The sequence below is a fragment of the Cohnella sp. genome, assembly GCF_041641335.1.
In the GTDB taxonomy this organism is placed as follows: domain Bacteria; phylum Bacillota; class Bacilli; order Paenibacillales; family Paenibacillaceae; genus Cohnella.
Map to the genome: position 1 here is coordinate 16530 of NZ_JBEPYQ010000036.1, position 15374 is coordinate 31903.

Below are 15374 nucleotides of genomic sequence, written 5' to 3' on the forward strand. Positions count from 1 at the left end.
TTTTATGCTTTCATCTAGATGATTACGTTTTCATTTTATATTCAGAACGGTTTTTTGTAAATAGTGATTATATCTTTTTATCAAGAAAACGCTAAAATCTTCGTTTTTCGTGTTTTTTATCTATGAATTATCAATATGATATATCTTATTCAAAGGGAAATGGCCGCACATTCTCTCACGAATATACCTTTTACGCGCAACAAAAAACCGTTTCCCGGTCGAAACTCGGGAAACGGCTCTTTCAAAAAGGGGATTAAGCTTCACCCGTCAAACCCAAACGCTCAAGCTGTTCGGACGGCTGCCTGAAATCCGAATTCCGCTAGCCGAACCGCCGATTGTCACGCCGTCGTCATTTATATCGGCCGACCACGCCCGCGGCCGCCCTCAGCTTGTCCGGATCAATCGGCTCCAGCGCCCGGCCATTCCGCCTTACCCCGGTACCCATGTGAACCTCCCTGACGCCCGTCTGCCGGATGAACTCGTCTAGCGACGCCAGACCGAGTCCGCTGCCGGCGAGAATGTCCAAGGAACGCCCTTCGCTCAGCTTGGCGAGCTCCGCTATCTCCTCCATGGCATCCAGCGCGCTCGGCTTGCCGCCGGAGGTCAATATTTTGCGGATCGCCGGATAACGGCTTAGCAGGTCCAGCGCCCCGCGTCGGTCCGCCAACTCGTCGAACGCGCGGTGGAAGGTGACGGCCAGCTCTCCGGTCTCGCCGAGCAGCAGCTCCAACGCGGCCGTATCGATCTCGCCCCGCTCGTCCAGCATGCCCATGACGATGCCCGCCGCGCCGCTCTCGCGAATGATCCTCGCGTCGCGCTGCATGACCGCCAGGTCGTCCTCGTCGTAACGGAAGCTGTTGGCATGCGGCCGCAGCATGACGTTCACGGGGATGTCGACCGCCTTCACGACCCGCTCGATCAAGCCGACGCTGGGCGTCACTCCGCCTTCGACTATACCCGAGATCAGCTCGATCCGGTCAGCTCCGTGCTCTTGCGCAAGCTTGGCGTCCAACACGCTTGTTGCAATGACTTCTAGGATCATTTAGGATGCCTCCCTCGTTCTTTCGATTCAACACGGAATTACGATAGCAGAAATGTCCGCCTCCGTCCACGCCCTGCCTCATGATAACGCAAAGTAAATCCCGCCGGCGGCCCTACCCGAAGGCACTCACAGCACGGCATCGGAGACGAAAACAAAACGCTCTCCTCTAGCCATGACGTGCGTGCGAAGCCGAGGAAAGTTGTGGTATACGTGGTCTACGAAATAGCCAGGACGTTCGCTATTGCCGGCGAACAAGTCGTAGTGCATTGGAACGGTCATCCCGAAGCCCGCGCGATGGGCCAGCTCCGCTGCTTCGCGATAGTCCATGTTGCCGATGATGCCTCTTTCCGTCCGGAAAGCATCGCGTCCGTTAATGGGCAACAGCGCGAGATCGATTCGCTCGGCGGCCACCCTTTCTGCCAATCCGTCGTAGATTACCGTATCGCCCGCATGATACCAGGTCACTCCATTGAGACGGACGACATAGCCTACATGTTTGAACAAGCCTTCGCTGTCTTGTTCCAATTGTTCGTGCGCCGCCGGGATCGGCTTAACGAAGAAGCCGCCGTCTTCGACGACGGCCTTGTCCGTCTCCGCGCGAAACAGTCTTTCTTCGGATACTCCGCATTGCCGCATCTCCTCCAAACAGCAATTGGGGGCGACGAACAACGTCTTCGGATTGGCTGCGGCCATCGCCCTGATCGTGTCCGGGTCCAAGTGATCGGAATGCTCGTGCGTAATTAGGCAGCAGTCCGCGTTCACGATCTGCTCCGGCCGCATAGGCGAAGGATACTGTCGCTTCAAGCCATAGCGGCGCTCCACTTCCTCGTCGGACAGCGCGAACGGATCGACGTAGACGACCGTCGATCCTCCCTTGACAATAAAGCTCGCCTGTCCGAGGCTCCAAACTGCCAGCACACCGTAGGGCACCTTCGTGTCCTCGATTTCCCGAATCAACGGTTTGTCCGCTTCGGGACGCTCCGTTAGATCTGCTTTACTCATTGCCAAACCACCTCGTCGTTTGTCTCTTCCCATTTCTTCGTTTAGCACAGCAACTGATTGCAGTATGGCACGTCCACAAAATCCTTGCAATCGCATTTTGCAGGTCGGCCTTCGATTGCAGCGCCTCATCCGAAAACGTAAGGCGCTTAGAAACGACGAACGGCCCGCCCCCGCTCGATGTCGTCGAGTGAGGGGCGGACTTAATAGGCCGGAGGATTGCCCCTTCGCGGCGCGGTGCATGCCGCCTAACGGCCGTCCTTCCCCCCGATTCTCTCATACAAGTAGTCCACGATATGCATCGCTTCCATCCTGTCTTTCGCGCCGTGCTTCTCGATCCCGTGCTTCATCTGCAGCAGGCAGCCCGGATTGCTCGTCAGCAAGTAGCGGGCGTTCGTCGCGTTCGCATGCTCCATCTTGTGCTCGAGAATCTGTCCCGCCATCTCGGGCTGGGTGACGTTATAGATGCCCGCCGAGCCGCAGCAGCGATCCGAATCCTTCATCTCGCAGTAATGGGCCCCAGATACTTGATTCATCAGCTCCCTCGGCGCGGTCGAGCTCTTCATAACGTTGCGAAGGTGACACGAATCCTGGTAAGTAATCGTGACCGGTTTGGTGGCCGCGGCGGCAGCCGGCTCCGCGAAATCGGGAATGCGTCCCTTCTCGACGAGCAGCTTGCCGACGTCCACGACCCGCGGAGCGAACCATTCGCCGAGTTCGCGATATTCCGGGTCCTCGTGCAGCAGATGATCGTACTCGACAAGCAGCGCTCCGCAGCCTCCGGCGTTTGAGACGATGTACTCGATACCCGCCTCGCGGAACGCCTTGACGTTGACGCGGGCCAGATCCCGCGCCTGGTCCATCTCTCCGCTATGGGCGTGAAGCGCGCCGCAGCACACCTGAGTCTCCGGGATAACGACTTCGAAGCCGGCTTCGGACAGCAGCTTCACCGTGTTGACATTCGTGTCCGCGAACATGACGTCCATAATGCAGCCGCGGAACAGCGCGACGCGGGCGATCTTCTCGCCCTTGGCCGGGTAGACGGCGCCGAGCCGCTCGACGACGCCTTTGCCGGTCGCGTCGGGCAAAATCTGCTCCATCTCGCGCAAATGCTTCGGAAACAGCTTCATGATCCCGGTGCCTCTGGCGATTGCCCGAAGACCGGACTTCTGATAGAGAGCAAGCGAGCGGCCGAGCCACTTGAGCCGGTTGCGATGCGGGAACACGCCCTTGAACATCAGCTTGCGGACGCCTCGGATCGGGGCGCTGTGCCCCGCATGGTCCTCGATTGCGTCGCGGGCCTGCTCGATCAGTTGGCCGTACTTCACGTCGGCGGGGCAAGCCGGCTCGCAAGCCCGGCAGCCGAGACAGTGGTTCATCTGGTCCTGGAACGCCTGATCGGGGTCCATCAGTCCGTCGGCCACCGCCTTCATGAGCGCGATGCGGCCGCGCGGAGACTCCGGCTCCAGCCCGGTCTCACGGAACGTCGGACAGGCCGGCAAGCAGAAGCCGCAGCGCATGCAGTTCGTCAATTGGTCGTAATCCAGCTTGGCCAGCAGCGTCTTCGCCATCGGGTTCGTATGCTCGATGGCCGGTTTCTTCTGAATGGTCGCAGGAGCGTTCGCGTTAGCCACGGTTGATGACCACCCTTTTTCTCGTTTCTTTGGCGAAAATCTTGCCCGGGTTCAGCAGGTTGTTCGGATCGAACGCCTGCTTGATCCCCTTCATTAGCCCGATTCCGGCGCTGCCGACCTTCCACTCCAGGAACGGCGCCTTCACGAGGCCGACGCCGTGTTCGCCGGTAATCGTGCCGCCGAGCTCGATCGCCGCCTCGAAAATTTCCTCGAACGCCTGCTCCACGCGGTGCACTTCTTCAAGGTCGCGCGCGTCCGTCGTGGCCGTAGGGTGCAGGTTGCCGTCTCCGGCATGGCCGAACGTCGCGATCGAGACGTCGTATTTGCGCGCGATCTCGTTGATCCGCAGCACCATGTCGGCGATCCGAGAGCGCGGAACGGTCGCGTCCTCCAGAATCGTCGTCGGACGGAGCCGAGCGAGCGCGGTGAAGGCGCTGCGGCGCGCCGTCAGCAGCTTCTCCGCCTGTTCCCGGTTGTCCGCCACGTCGATCCGGTCGGCCTGCTCGGCTTCGCAAATTTCCCTGATCCGTCCGATGTCGCGTTCCACTGCCTCCGGGTCTCCGTCCTGCTCGATCAACAAGATCGCTTCCATATCCCTCGGCAGTCCGAGATTGGCGAAATCGTCGACGACGCGGATCGTCGGATTGTCCATAAACTCCAGCGTCGCGGGGATGATCTTCGCTTCGACGATCCGAGACACCGTCCTCGCCGCGCCGTACAGATCTTTGTACATCGCCAGCATCGTCTTCTTGCTCTTCGGCGGCGGTACGAGCTTCAGCGTCGCTTCCGTAATAATCGCCAGCGTGCCTTCGGAACCGACGAGCAGCTTCGTCAAGTCGTAGCCGGCGACGTCCTTCATCAGCTTGCCTCCGGTGCGGATAATTTCGCCGCTCGCCAGCACCGCTTCCAATCCGATGACATAATCCTTGGTCGTCCCGTACTTCAGCCCCCGCAATCCTCCCGAGCATTCGGCGATATTGCCTCCGATCGTCGATATTTTCATGCTGCTCGGATCGGGCGGGTAGAACAGGCCCAGCGATTCGATGTGCGCGGTAAATTCCGCCGTAATGATGCCCGTCTGTACCGTCGCCGTCAAATTTTCCATGTCGACTTCCACGATCCGGTTCATCCGGTGCATTACCATGACGATGCCGCCCTGTACGGGCACCGTGCCTCCGCACAGATTGGAGCCGGAGCCGCGCGAGACGACGGGAACGCGGTACTCGGCCAACACTTTCATAATCTCGGAAACCTGCTCCGTGCTCTCCGGATAAATAACTCCGTCGGGCAAGCTTTGCAGCATCGGCGTGCCGTCATAGGAATGAGCGACGAGCGACTGCCGGTCGTCTTTGAAATTGCGGTCCCCTACGATCTGCCTCAGACTTTGGGTTAAAGCGGCATCCAGCATTCGGGAATCCCCCTTGGAACGATAATATTAGTCAGGTCATCTGATGACTTTGTGTTCATTATATTTCAATTTTATAGTATTGTATAGACAATACGTTGCGATGATGGCTTTGATGCGGCAGATTGGTTGGACGGACTGGCTGGCTGGACGGACGGAATGCGCGGATGCGCCAAGCCCCAAGGCACAATATGTGCCTCCGGACGCCAAGAAGCCGAGCTATCGCTCACATAGAGACGGATCGGGAGGTTCGGATATGCGGCAGATGAAAATAGAAACGCCCAAGGGGCATGAACTGGTGGCAGAGGACATCCTGCGCCGCATTCGCGAGGGGGAGTGGCAGCCCGGACATCGTCTTCCCTCGGTCGTCGAGCTGGCGGAGGCGTACGGCGTCGGCCGGTCCACGGTACGGGAAGCGGCCAGCGCGCTTAAGGCGATGGGTTGGCTGGACGTGCGGCACGGCGGCGGCACGTTCGTCAAGGAGGAGCTTCCGAACGAAGCGAAAAGCGGAACGGAGCGGCTGTTTCAGGGAGCGGCCTCTCTGATCGAGCTGCTTGAGGTGCGCCGAACGCTGGAGATCGGGGCGGCATCGCTCGCGGCGGAGAGACGGACGTCCGAGGACATAGCCAAGCTTCGCAAACTGATCGAGACGATGGAATCGTGCCTCGAACGCAACGACACGTCCGAAGGGGAGCGCGCCGACGCGGACTTTCACATGGCGATCGCGGAGGCATCGGGCAATTCTCTGTTCGTGCAACTGATGGAATCGCTGTCCGACCGCTTCGCCGGATCGATCCGCCAGACGCGCGAGCTGTGGTTTTATCGCGAGAAGGCGACCGCCTCGAGATTGCTGGACGAGCATCGCCAAATCTTCGAAGCGATCGAACACCGCGACAAGCTGCGAGCGACCGAACTCGTCACGGAGCACCTGAGCAAAGTCGAACAGGTACTTCGGGCCGCTTTGGCGAATTAAGGAAGGTTGAAGATCGATCTTTGTTGGTCTTCACAATACTCAATGCGGATTGGAGATCGTCAATGTTGTTGGAAAAGTTAAAGCTCGCTTTAATGATTGTCCCTATATTTTTCATGGCCGGATGCTCAGCCCCGAAAACCGTCCCCGTGGATTACGCCGCGCTAACGAACGAACAGTCCAAAAAGACGATCGCATTAGACATGAAGGAAGAGGAAATTACGGGCATTCTGGGCAAACCCGAGACCAAGGATGACGAGAGCCTTACCGATCTTGCGCTATACGACTACGGCAACGGTCTGATCGTCGGCTTCAGGGAAGGAAAAGTGATCTGGCTCATGCTGGAAAGCGCGGAATCGGGATACGCGACGAAGATCGGCGAACTAACCGTCGGAAAAAGCTTGGAGCAAGCCAAGCAAGCTTACGCGTTCGAAGGCTCGCCCGGCAACGGCCCGTTCGATTTCATCCATACGTTCAAATTGCTCATCGAAGACAACAAGGTCATCGGACAACCGCTTGAAGCCGAAGGCACGCCTTACTACTGGATCGAATGCTATATCGATGAAGACGGAATCATCTACAAGCTTCTCATCACCCATCACGAAATGATCGAGCCGCCCGCCGACTGAACGAAATCGCCCCGTTCCGAACGCGTCAAGCCGCGCGGAGCCGGGGCGTCATATTTTACGCGAAGCGTGTCCATCCTCTGATCGTCCGGGCGACATCCGCTCCTTCGTTGATCATGCGAATGATTTCCTCGTTGATGAGCTGTCTGGAGGAGTTCCATTTCTCGCTCAAATAGAATCCGCTTGTCTGAACAAAGTCAAGTTCCTCGATATATCTCCGCCACACCGGATGGACCGTATACCCGCTCCGCTCGGCAAGCGACCTCGTGATCGGCAGCGTATTCGCTTGCCGGAACGCTTCGGGACGCTCCAGTGCATAATGGCGTAAAAACGCCCATGCCAGCTCGCGATTCGGCGACTTCGCGCTGATTCCCGCGGCTCCCATATAGATCATGTTGGCGTTCTCCCCGCCCGGCATCCGAGGCAGTCCGACGACGCCATACTTGTCCTCCAATCCGTAACGCACGACCGCTCCGGCAAACCAAGCGAATCCGAAGATGAGGGCGAAGCCTTCGTGCAATTCTCCCGCCTCGGACGGCTCGCCGGGTCTGCGAATGACCCGGTGCACGCGGTAGGCGTCGATCAGCAGCCGGTACGCTTCGATGACAGGGAGCTGATCCGCATAACCTCTGGCTGTCGTACCATCGGGCGAGACGTAACGTCCGCCGTTGCGCATGACGAACGGCTCGAACTCCTCGACGTCGACGCCGAAACCGAGTCCGAACTGGGTCGCCACCCCGCGCTCGTTGCGCAGCGTCAGCTTCTTGGCCGTCTCTATCATTTCTTCCCACGTCCAGCCTTCCCTCGGATACGGAAGACCGGCGTTATCGAACAGCTCCCTTTTGTAGAGAATCAGAGGAAGCGCGACGTCCACCGGCAGCCCCGGCAGCGTTCCGTCCTTGCCGGCCACCCTCATAACGCCAGGGTTCAAATCATCCTTCAACCCGGGTATCTCCTCCACGCGAGGCAGCAGATCGACGAACAAGCCTTTTCGGTTGAAAATCGACCAGCCACCGGATTCGACGATGTCCGGCGCTTCGTCGGATTGGAGAGCCCTGTGGGATTCAGCGTGATCGGCGGCCTGCTCGATCGTAATGACAACGTCGGGATGCGCCTTCTCGAAAGAAGCTTTTGCGTCCATCAGGTTGTCCAAATGCTGAAACTCGGTCATGATTTTGAGGCTTTTCACGTTGCTCATTGGGATGTTCCTTTCTCCAAATAAGGGATTGTTTTCTCCAAATAACCGATCGCGGACGCCTCGAAAGTTCTCGCTTGCTCCAGCAATCCGGCGCATCGTTCGCACAGGTCCGCTTGCATCAGTTCCGCCGTCTTGACGAACGGCGCCAGCTCTTCGAGCTCGCGCAATGCTTCGGCAGCCTGCTCATACGCTTGGGAAGCCAAAAGGGTGAATCTCATCGCCTCCCCTTCGAACGGGACGGTTCTCAGGTATGCGGCAGCGCAGCTTTTCGTCCGGGAATACACGTAGGCAAGATGGCCCATTCCGTACCGGTTCGGAGGAGAGCCCGGACCGCGTCTCAGATGCCCGATCCACGTATCGTAAGCGGCCAGTCCCGTGACGTAGGACAAATAGGACGTCATCGGACGGTAAGCCCAACGGTTCTTGGCGAACGACACCGCAAACCGGACGGTCTTCTCCGCCAGGCGCCGCCGGCGAGTGTCCCGCGTGCCGGGAAGGGACGCCGTCCGATCGCGGTCCGCTTGACGAGTCAAGGCGGCCAGGAAGCGAATCGGATTGTCGGCGACGTCCTCGTAGCTCAGCGTTTTCCCTTCCGGGCACATGACGTCGGTCAGATGCACGACCCGGCGCTCGTCGTCGTAGCCGCAGATCAGCGACCATTCATGAATGAACGGTCTGGTCGCGGACGTGTCGAAATACAGAACCGGCCTTCCGCTGTCGATCGTTTGACGGATAAAAGGCAGAACCGCCTCTTCGATCGGCAGGACGACGGGAAACTTCTCGACGGCTCCGAGCAGCGGCACAGGAAAATCGGAAAGCTGGCCGCAGACGAGCGCCGCCTCGTACCCGAGATCCCGCGCGAAAGAGATCAGCGTCTCCCGCCAATCGAACATGTAAATTCCGTCGGCGAAAGTCGTTTTCTCGGAAATTTGCATCCGAAAGGCAAACCCCGACAGGCCCATCAGCTCTGCGATGTCGCGCGAATCTCCCATCGTCGCCAACATATGCCCCAGCCGGTCGACCATGGTCGTGGGCAAGGAGGCGTGCGCGGGCCATTCCGCAAGCTCCAGCATCTTATGCCTGGCCAATATGGCTCCTCCCTTCTCGGGAAGCAGGCCAAGGGAAACGCGGATTTGTTCTTGCCGGAGTTTCTGCCGCGAACGGTGGATGTACGTATAGATGGAACCGGTCGTCATGCCGTACATCGCAGCGATCTCTTCCGGGCTCAGCTGCTTGAAGAAATACGCTTCGAAAATCGCTCTCTCCTTCTTCGTCAAGCAGTGCAGCACCGCATGGATCGTCTCGTACATCTCCTTGCGCATCAGATGCTCGACAGGGTCGTCTTCCTTCATCGCGGCTTTGCCGGCCGAACGCGTCAGATGATCCAGAATGCTGTCCAGGTTGTCCCAATCGACGCTTCCTCCGTTCCGCTCCCGCGCCTCGAACGACGTGAACGGCTTCTCCCTGCGATGCGGTCCGCCGCGCCTTAAACGCATGTTCGCCTGATTCCGGACGATCCGGTGCAGCCATGGCAGGAAGCGGTTCGCGTCCTGAAGCGATCCGATGTGCATAAAGGCGCGAATCAAAGCGTCCTGCACGATATCGTCGGCAAGATGCGGATCTCCGGTCATTCGCTCGGCCCAGCCTTTGGCACGGCACCGGTGCCGCTCGATCAGTTCCCCGAACGCCTCCGTATCTCCTGCCCGCGCCCGTTCCGCCAGCTCCGTTCCGAGGTCCGCGCTTTCCTTCTCCTTCTCCGCGTTGTTTGCAACGTCCGGATCAAGCCCGTTCCCGTCTCTCATCCCGTTCTCCCCTGTTCCTGCCGCCCCTCGAATAAAGAGATGCCGGAAGCCGCATACATTTGAACATTTTCAGGCCGAATCCAACTTATTTTTTTAATGTATACCAAATTTCCCAATCAAGCAAAAACGTCTTTCGCGTCCTCAAGATGAAAAACTGCGTTTTTGTCGGAGGTGATTCAGAAAAAGATAGCGATTTTTATACTTTTTGAATCACAGAAAAAGACTGCTTCCTCATTATCAGAATAATGAAGAGCAGTCCGATTAGGTGGTTTATACAAGGTTAGGCCCGATACGTGCCGTCTAAGCCATGGCCATCAGCACGGCTCCCCAGGAAGCTTCCTTCTTCGCGGGATAGACGATCATGTCCGGGAAGTCCCGCTTCAGCAGGCCGAGCAGTTCGGCTCGCACTTCTTCGTTGCGCAGCAGCACGCTGCCTGCCAAAGCCAGCTTCCCGCCTTGCAGATTCAGCTTCTGCGCTACGGGAGCGACCAGCTCGCGCAAAGCTTCGGCGCTCTTGCGGACGATCGGCGCAGCCGCCGCGTCTCCGAGCGCGCAAGCCTCCGACAGCAGCGGGGCGAGAGCGGCGATGTCCTTCTTGTTCGTCGTCTTGGCGTGCGCAAAGCCGATCACCTGCCGAACCGAATCGACGCCCAGACGCTCGTATACCAAGGAGGTGATCGCCGTAGGAGGCAGGCGGCCGTCGTTGGCGCGGACGACGGCGGAGAGCAGATCGCGTCCGATGCTGTAGCCGCTCCCCTCGTCGTCGATCAGATAGCCGCAGCCGCCCGCGCGATGCTCCGCTCCCGCTGCGTTCCTGCCGAAGCAGATCGAGCCGGTGCCCGCGATCAGGATCATGCCGTGCGGACTCTCGTGCGCGCCGCGCAGCGCGGTCTCATGGTCGCCCGCGATAATCAGCCCGCCTTCGTAGCCGCACGACCGAACGAGCTCCGTCATCCGCGAGACGACCGTCGGATTGCTGACGCCGGCCGCGCCGATGCAGATTCGCGCGCAGTTCGCCAGCCCGCCGCATACGCGCCCGATCTCGGCGAACATCTCCTCGAAACTGCGGCGGATGCTCGCCTCGTCCTGACCGTTGAAATTGATCGGCCCGGAGACGAAATGATGAACGGCTTCGCCCCGTTCGTCGGCGATCGTCAGCGCCGTTTTCGTCCCGCCTCCGTCCATTCCCGCCACGTATCCCATTCGCTGCCACTCCTCTTAGTAAAGATGATACGCTTGCTTGCGTTCGGAGAACGCGCGGCTCTCCTCGCGGAACCGCTCCAGCAGCGCTTCCTCGTCGGTCTCGTCCCGATACGCGCGATCGCCGCCGAGCAGATCGATGAACGGCCTGCCGTTCTCCCGCACGGGAGGCAAAAACGCAAACTGCTCGTGCCGTCGCTTCAGCTCGTACATCAACCGAACCCCGGTCTCCAGCGGCCGGAGCGCCCGGAAGTCCGTCACGTGAAGCTGCACGCCTGCGCATAGCTCCCCTTCGTGCTTGTAGAACGTCGGCTTGAAATAGACGGGCCGGAAGCGAACGCCAGGCAGCTCCTTGCGGTTCATCTCCTCCGCCAGCTCCTCCGCCCGAACGAACGGCGCGCCGACGATCTCGAACGGAGACGTCGTGCCGCGGCCTTCCGACACGTTCGTCCCCTCGAACAGGCACGTGCCGGAATAGAGCAGCGCCGTCTCGAAGCGCGGCACGCCGAGCGAAGGCGGAACCCAGATGCGTCCGGTCTCCGGAAACAGCATCTCCCGCTCCCAGCCTTCGCAGCGAACGACGCTCAATTGCGCGTTCAGGCCCGTCTCGGCGTTGACCATCGTCGCCACTTCGCCGGCCGTCAGGCCGTAGCGCACGCACAGCGAGTAGTTGCCGACGAACGAACGGTATTCGGGTCGCAACACGTTGCCTTCCACCGTCGCGCCGTCCAGCGGATTTATCCGATCCAGCACGACGAACGGCTTGCCCGCCTTCGCGCAATCCTCCATCGCGTAGAGCATCGTGTAGATAAACGTATAATAGCGCACTCCCACATCCTGAATATCGTATACGACCATATCGACCGCGTCCAGCATCTCCGGGGTAAGCCGCTTGGAATCTCCACGGTACAGGCTGTAGACCGGAACGCCGGTAAACGGATCTATATAGTCGTCGACCAGAGCGCCCGCTTGGCGGTCGCCGCGTACGCCGTGCTCGGGCGAGAACAGGGCGGCAAGCCCGAACTTCTCGTGCAGTACGCGGATCGTCGATTCCAGCTCGGCGGTCAGCCCTGTCGGCGACGTAATCAGCCCCAGCTTCTTCCCCGCGAACAGATGGGCGTAATTGTCGATGCAGTCGATTCCGTTGCGTATCATCTTCTTCCTCCCGCCTCTGCTAATAAGAAATCTTCCCAAGAACGGCCGCCCGCTTGGCCCCCGTCACTCCCGGAAGGCTGTTCGGCCTGCCGGCGACGGCATAATCCGCGAGCAGCGCGAAGGCGACCGCCTCCTTGGCGTCGCTGCTCAGACCGATGTCCTCCTGTGTCAGCACCTCAACGCCCATCGGTTCGAGCTCCTCCTTCAGCATGCCGATCAACGTCGGATTGTAGCTGCCGCCTCCGCCGACGATCATCGCGTCCGCCGCATGCTTCGGACGGATGAAGCGCCGATAGCCGTCCCCGATCGACCATGCTGTCAACCGCGTCACCGTGGCCGCAAGATCGCTTGCCGACAAGCCGCGCTCTTCCCCGTAGGCGAGCAGCTTGTCGACGTACGCCGAGCCGAACAGCTCCCGTCCGGTCGACTTCGGAAGCGGCTGCGCATAATATGGCTCCTGCTGCAGCCGCTCTAGCAGCTCCGCGTCGACGCGCCCCTCCTTGGCGATCGCGCCGCCGACGTCCATCGACATGCCCGGAAACAGCCGCGACACGACGCCGTCGATCAGCATATTGCCCGGTCCGGTATCGAAGGCGTACACTTCCTCGGGCGAACAAGCCGCGGGCAGGACGGTAACGTTCCCAATGCCGCCGATGTTTTGCAGCAGCAGCGTTCTGTCCGACTCACCGTACAGCAAATATTCTGTAAAAGGGACAAGCGGAGCGCCTTGGCCGCCCCAAGCCATGTCCGCAACGCGGAAGTCCGATACGCAAGGAATGCCTGTCCGGGCGGCAATAACCGCTCCTTCCCCGATCTGTACCGTATAGCGCAGATCGTAGCCATGGCTCGGGAACGGCTGGGGAGCGTGAAAGATCGTCTGGCCGTGCGAGCCGACGACCGCGATCTCCTCCGGATTCAGGCCGGCCCGCCGGATCGCCGACAACGCCGCTTCCGCATAAAGCTCGCCCAGCAGCACGTTAAGACGCCCGACCCGGTCGACCGTCGCGGCCGAAGGCTCGAACAGCGCGAAAATTTCCGCTCTCACGTCCGCCGGATACGGAGTATTCTCGAAAGCAAGCAACCGGATTTGCGGCCGGCCGCCTTCTCCCTCCCGAATCTCGATCGCCGCCGCGTCGATCCCGTCCACCGACGTGCCCGACATTAAACCTACCGCGCGGCGGACGCCCCCGGCGCCTTCGTGCGAGCTTGCTTCGCGGTATCGCTTTCCGTAAACGTTCCCATTCTCGTCCATACCTATCGCCAGCCCCCTATGCTCACCCGGCACATTTCTGTCGTAATCATAATCCGGGCAGATTTTTTCGTCAACGAAATTTGAAATAAAATTTCAATAATTTTAATTATATATGATTATTTAAATTCAAATCTACTTTTTCCTCCAGTCGATCCCATCCGCCTTCGTTCGATGAAAATAGCAATGTTCTCCCCCGACAATCCAACATCCTTCTCGCCGGCAACTCGGTATGATGAAAACCGTATGAAAATTCACTCGCAGAAGGAGCAAGAAACCGTAAAAATGATGAGAAACACGTACTTGGACTCTGCCGTGCTTAACGTCGCGTTCGCTCTTCGGGTAAGAGCCCCCGGCAAAACAAGAGCTTTCGAGCTCGCCATGTGCCAACTCAGCGAAAGAAATCTGTGCCTGGACCGCATCCGGTTAGCCGACGCGCAAGGCAAGGAAATCTGGTTCTCGGTGGAACGGATCGAATCGATCCGCTGGACGGCCGCCGAATCGACCGGATTCAGTCATCTGTTCCAAGTTCACGGGCAAATCCGGCTGGAAATCGCTCCCGAGAGGGGTATTCTGAACCGGATGCCGATTCCGTTATCCGGCGACTATCGCCTTCCCCGATCCAAGCTGTCGGATATGACCGTCTGGGTCATTCCCACCGCCGGCGAACCGGCATTCGCTCAAGTGCTCGGCCAAACGTTGGAGCGTCGTCTCCCCTGCAGTTCTTTCTCTCTGACGAGCGCCGTTTGAAGCGGCGGCGCGAAGCGGAGCAAGGGCGTCTTGGCATCCGTCATTCGGAATCGCTTCTGTCCGCCGATGGAGCCCGCTCCGCTTCGCGCCCACCATTTTCCACACAACCTACCGTTCCCTCCCAGCGTCAAACCTAGTAAGGCTTAGGACGAAGGGAGAAGGACGCATCATGTTAACCAGAATCGGAGCAATCGCCCTGCTGGGCCTGCTGCTCGGACAAGCGCTGCCCGCGCATGCGCATGCGGCTCAAGGCGGCGCTCCGGATATTTACGTAGACGGAAAGAAGCTGGCGCTAGCCGCCGATCCGATCGTCGTCGGAGGCGCGACGCTCGTGCCGATGCGGGCGATTTTCGAAGCGCAGCACACCGAGGTGACCTGGTCGAACGCCGCGCAGACGGTGAGCGCGATCAAGGATGGCCTCCTCTTTACATACCGAATGGGAGACACAACGGCATATCTTAACGGCAAAGCGATCCCGCTGCCCCAGCCGGGCGCCGTCGTGAACGGAACGGCGATGCTGCCGCTTCGCTTCATCGGCGAAACGCTCGGCAACGTCGTGCAGTGGCACGCCTACGCCAACGACATTACGATCTCCACCGTTCGGGAGTTCCGTACTTCCGTCACCTACGGCGTGAACCTGCGCGCCGCGCCCGACGCCGCCTCCGATACTCCGATCCGCGGCATGCTCGCCAAGGGCGAGAAAATCCAGGTGCTCCGCGAGATCGACGCGAAATGGCTGGAAGTGCGCACCCAGGACGACCGGATCGGCTTCGTCTCGGCCAAGCCGCAGTACACCGATTACGAGAGCCCGACGCTTGCCAAGCTTCAGGGAGACGAATTGATTTCGTTCGGCATGCAGTACATAGGCACGCCTTACGAGTTCGGCGCGGCGCTTGGCCAGACCGACACGTTCGACTGCTCCTCGTTCGTGCACCATGTTTTCGAGGAAGTGCTGTCCGTCGACCTGCCGCGCGTCTCGTACAATCAGGCGAAGGAAGGCCGGGCGGTTGGTTTGGACGAGCTTCGCGTCGGGGATTTGCTGTTTTTCGGAGCGCGCGGGCTGGAGATCGGACACGTCGGCATCTATGCGGGCGACAACCGGATTTTGCACACCTTTTCCAAGGTCAAAGGCGTTCACTTCGACGATTTCGACGAGAAATGGAAAAAGAGATTCGTCACGGCCCGCAGGCTGATCTAGCCTGCCTGATCAGTCTAATCAGCTTGATCAGCCTGATAATCCTGCCCTGTCAGCCAAAATCGAGCAGCATCCATTCCGGCCTATATAGGTCAACAATTGGATGCTGTTCATTTTTTATTCAGATCAATCGAATATAATGGTTCGAG

13 protein-coding genes are annotated in these 15374 nt (G+C 59.3%); 4 read left to right on the top strand and 9 right to left on the bottom strand.

The features are described from left to right. Positions 1 to 349 precede the first annotated feature (349 nt). From ACESLM_RS13780 to ACESLM_RS13795, 4 genes are all read right to left on the bottom strand, one after another. A complete protein-coding gene (locus tag ACESLM_RS13780; RefSeq protein WP_372632147.1) occupies positions 350 to 1042 on the bottom strand; it encodes a copper homeostasis protein CutC in 693 nt (230 codons plus the stop codon). Positions 1043 to 1168: 126 nt separating this feature from the next. After that, positions 1169 to 2044, bottom strand: a complete 876-nt coding sequence (locus ACESLM_RS13785; RefSeq protein WP_372632148.1) for an MBL fold metallo-hydrolase — start codon at positions 2042 to 2044, stop codon at positions 1169 to 1171. Positions 2045 to 2289: 245 nt separating this feature from the next. After that, positions 2290 to 3675 (bottom strand): (Fe-S)-binding protein, encoded by a 1386-nt coding sequence (locus ACESLM_RS13790; RefSeq protein ID WP_372632149.1) that lies wholly within the window; start codon positions 3673 to 3675, stop codon positions 2290 to 2292. Beyond that, positions 3668 to 5083 carry an FAD-binding oxidoreductase gene (locus ACESLM_RS13795; RefSeq protein WP_372632150.1) on the bottom strand — a complete coding sequence of 472 codons (1416 nt, stop codon included), beginning with the start codon at positions 5081 to 5083 and terminating at the stop codon, positions 3668 to 3670. The genes ACESLM_RS13790 and ACESLM_RS13795 overlap by 8 nt, the downstream gene beginning before the upstream one ends. A 253-nt stretch (positions 5084 to 5336) precedes the next feature. On the opposite strand from ACESLM_RS13795, the gene ACESLM_RS13800 reads away from it, so the two are divergent. After that, on the top strand, positions 5337 to 6053 hold the full coding sequence (locus ACESLM_RS13800; protein ID WP_372632151.1) for a FadR/GntR family transcriptional regulator: 717 nt from the start codon (positions 5337 to 5339) through the stop codon (positions 6051 to 6053). Positions 6054 to 6115: 62 nt separating this feature from the next. Then, positions 6116 to 6679 carry a hypothetical protein gene (locus ACESLM_RS13805; RefSeq protein WP_372632152.1) on the top strand — a complete coding sequence of 188 codons (564 nt, stop codon included), beginning with the start codon at positions 6116 to 6118 and terminating at the stop codon, positions 6677 to 6679. A 55-nt stretch (positions 6680 to 6734) separates the two neighbouring features. On the opposite strand, the gene ACESLM_RS13810 is transcribed toward ACESLM_RS13805, so the two are convergent. The 5 genes from ACESLM_RS13810 to ACESLM_RS13830 all read right to left on the bottom strand — a co-directional run bounded on the left by ACESLM_RS13810 (position 6735) and on the right by ACESLM_RS13830 (position 13283). Next, complete coding sequence (locus ACESLM_RS13810; protein WP_372632153.1) at positions 6735 to 7874, bottom strand: extracellular solute-binding protein; 1140 nt, start codon at positions 7872 to 7874, stop codon at positions 6735 to 6737. Beyond that, complete coding sequence (locus ACESLM_RS13815) at positions 7871 to 9676, bottom strand: RNA polymerase sigma factor (RefSeq protein WP_372632154.1); 1806 nt, start codon at positions 9674 to 9676, stop codon at positions 7871 to 7873. Before ACESLM_RS13815 ends, ACESLM_RS13810 begins: the two co-directional genes overlap by 4 nt. A 300-nt stretch (positions 9677 to 9976) precedes the next feature. Next, positions 9977 to 10879, bottom strand: coding sequence for a BadF/BadG/BcrA/BcrD ATPase family protein (locus ACESLM_RS13820; RefSeq protein WP_372632155.1), 903 nt, complete (start codon positions 10877 to 10879; stop codon positions 9977 to 9979). Between the two features lie 15 nt (positions 10880 to 10894). Then, a complete protein-coding gene (locus tag ACESLM_RS13825) occupies positions 10895 to 12031 on the bottom strand; it encodes an exo-beta-N-acetylmuramidase NamZ family protein (protein WP_372632156.1) in 1137 nt (378 codons plus the stop codon). Positions 12032 to 12050: 19 nt separating this feature from the next. Continuing rightward, a complete protein-coding gene (locus ACESLM_RS13830) occupies positions 12051 to 13283 on the bottom strand; it encodes an anhydro-N-acetylmuramic acid kinase (RefSeq protein WP_372632158.1) in 1233 nt (410 codons plus the stop codon). 243 nt (positions 13284 to 13526) lie between these two features. Between ACESLM_RS13830 and ACESLM_RS13835 the strand changes: the two genes are divergently transcribed. Further along, on the top strand, positions 13527 to 14030 hold the full coding sequence (locus ACESLM_RS13835; protein WP_372632160.1) for a hypothetical protein: 504 nt from the start codon (positions 13527 to 13529) through the stop codon (positions 14028 to 14030). A gap of 169 nt (positions 14031 to 14199) precedes the next feature. Beyond that, positions 14200 to 15228, top strand: a complete 1029-nt coding sequence (locus ACESLM_RS13840; RefSeq protein ID WP_372632161.1) for a C40 family peptidase — start codon at positions 14200 to 14202, stop codon at positions 15226 to 15228. Positions 15229 to 15374 lie beyond the last annotated feature (146 nt).

Coding starts and splice junctions, on each gene's coding strand:
- ACESLM_RS13800 (WP_372632151.1), top strand. CDS start 5,337: ATGCGGCAGATGAAAATAGAAACGCCCAAGGGGCATGAACTGGTGGCA.
- ACESLM_RS13830 (WP_372632158.1), bottom strand. CDS start 13,283: ATGGACGAGAATGGGAACGTTTACGGAAAGCGATACCGCGAAGCAAGC.
- ACESLM_RS13835 (WP_372632160.1), top strand. CDS start 13,527: ATGAAAATTCACTCGCAGAAGGAGCAAGAAACCGTAAAAATGATGAGA.
- ACESLM_RS13820 (WP_372632155.1), bottom strand. CDS start 10,879: ATGGGATACGTGGCGGGAATGGACGGAGGCGGGACGAAAACGGCGCTG.
- ACESLM_RS13785 (WP_372632148.1), bottom strand. CDS start 2,044: ATGAGTAAAGCAGATCTAACGGAGCGTCCCGAAGCGGACAAACCGTTG.
- ACESLM_RS13795 (WP_372632150.1), bottom strand. CDS start 5,083: ATGCTGGATGCCGCTTTAACCCAAAGTCTGAGGCAGATCGTAGGGGAC.
- ACESLM_RS13810 (WP_372632153.1), bottom strand. CDS start 7,874: ATGAGCAACGTGAAAAGCCTCAAAATCATGACCGAGTTTCAGCATTTG.
- ACESLM_RS13815 (WP_372632154.1), bottom strand. CDS start 9,676: ATGAGAGACGGGAACGGGCTTGATCCGGACGTTGCAAACAACGCGGAG.
- ACESLM_RS13780 (WP_372632147.1), bottom strand. CDS start 1,042: ATGATCCTAGAAGTCATTGCAACAAGCGTGTTGGACGCCAAGCTTGCG.
- ACESLM_RS13840 (WP_372632161.1), top strand. CDS start 14,200: ATGTTAACCAGAATCGGAGCAATCGCCCTGCTGGGCCTGCTGCTCGGA.
- ACESLM_RS13825 (WP_372632156.1), bottom strand. CDS start 12,031: ATGATACGCAACGGAATCGACTGCATCGACAATTACGCCCATCTGTTC.
- ACESLM_RS13805 (WP_372632152.1), top strand. CDS start 6,116: ATGTTGTTGGAAAAGTTAAAGCTCGCTTTAATGATTGTCCCTATATTT.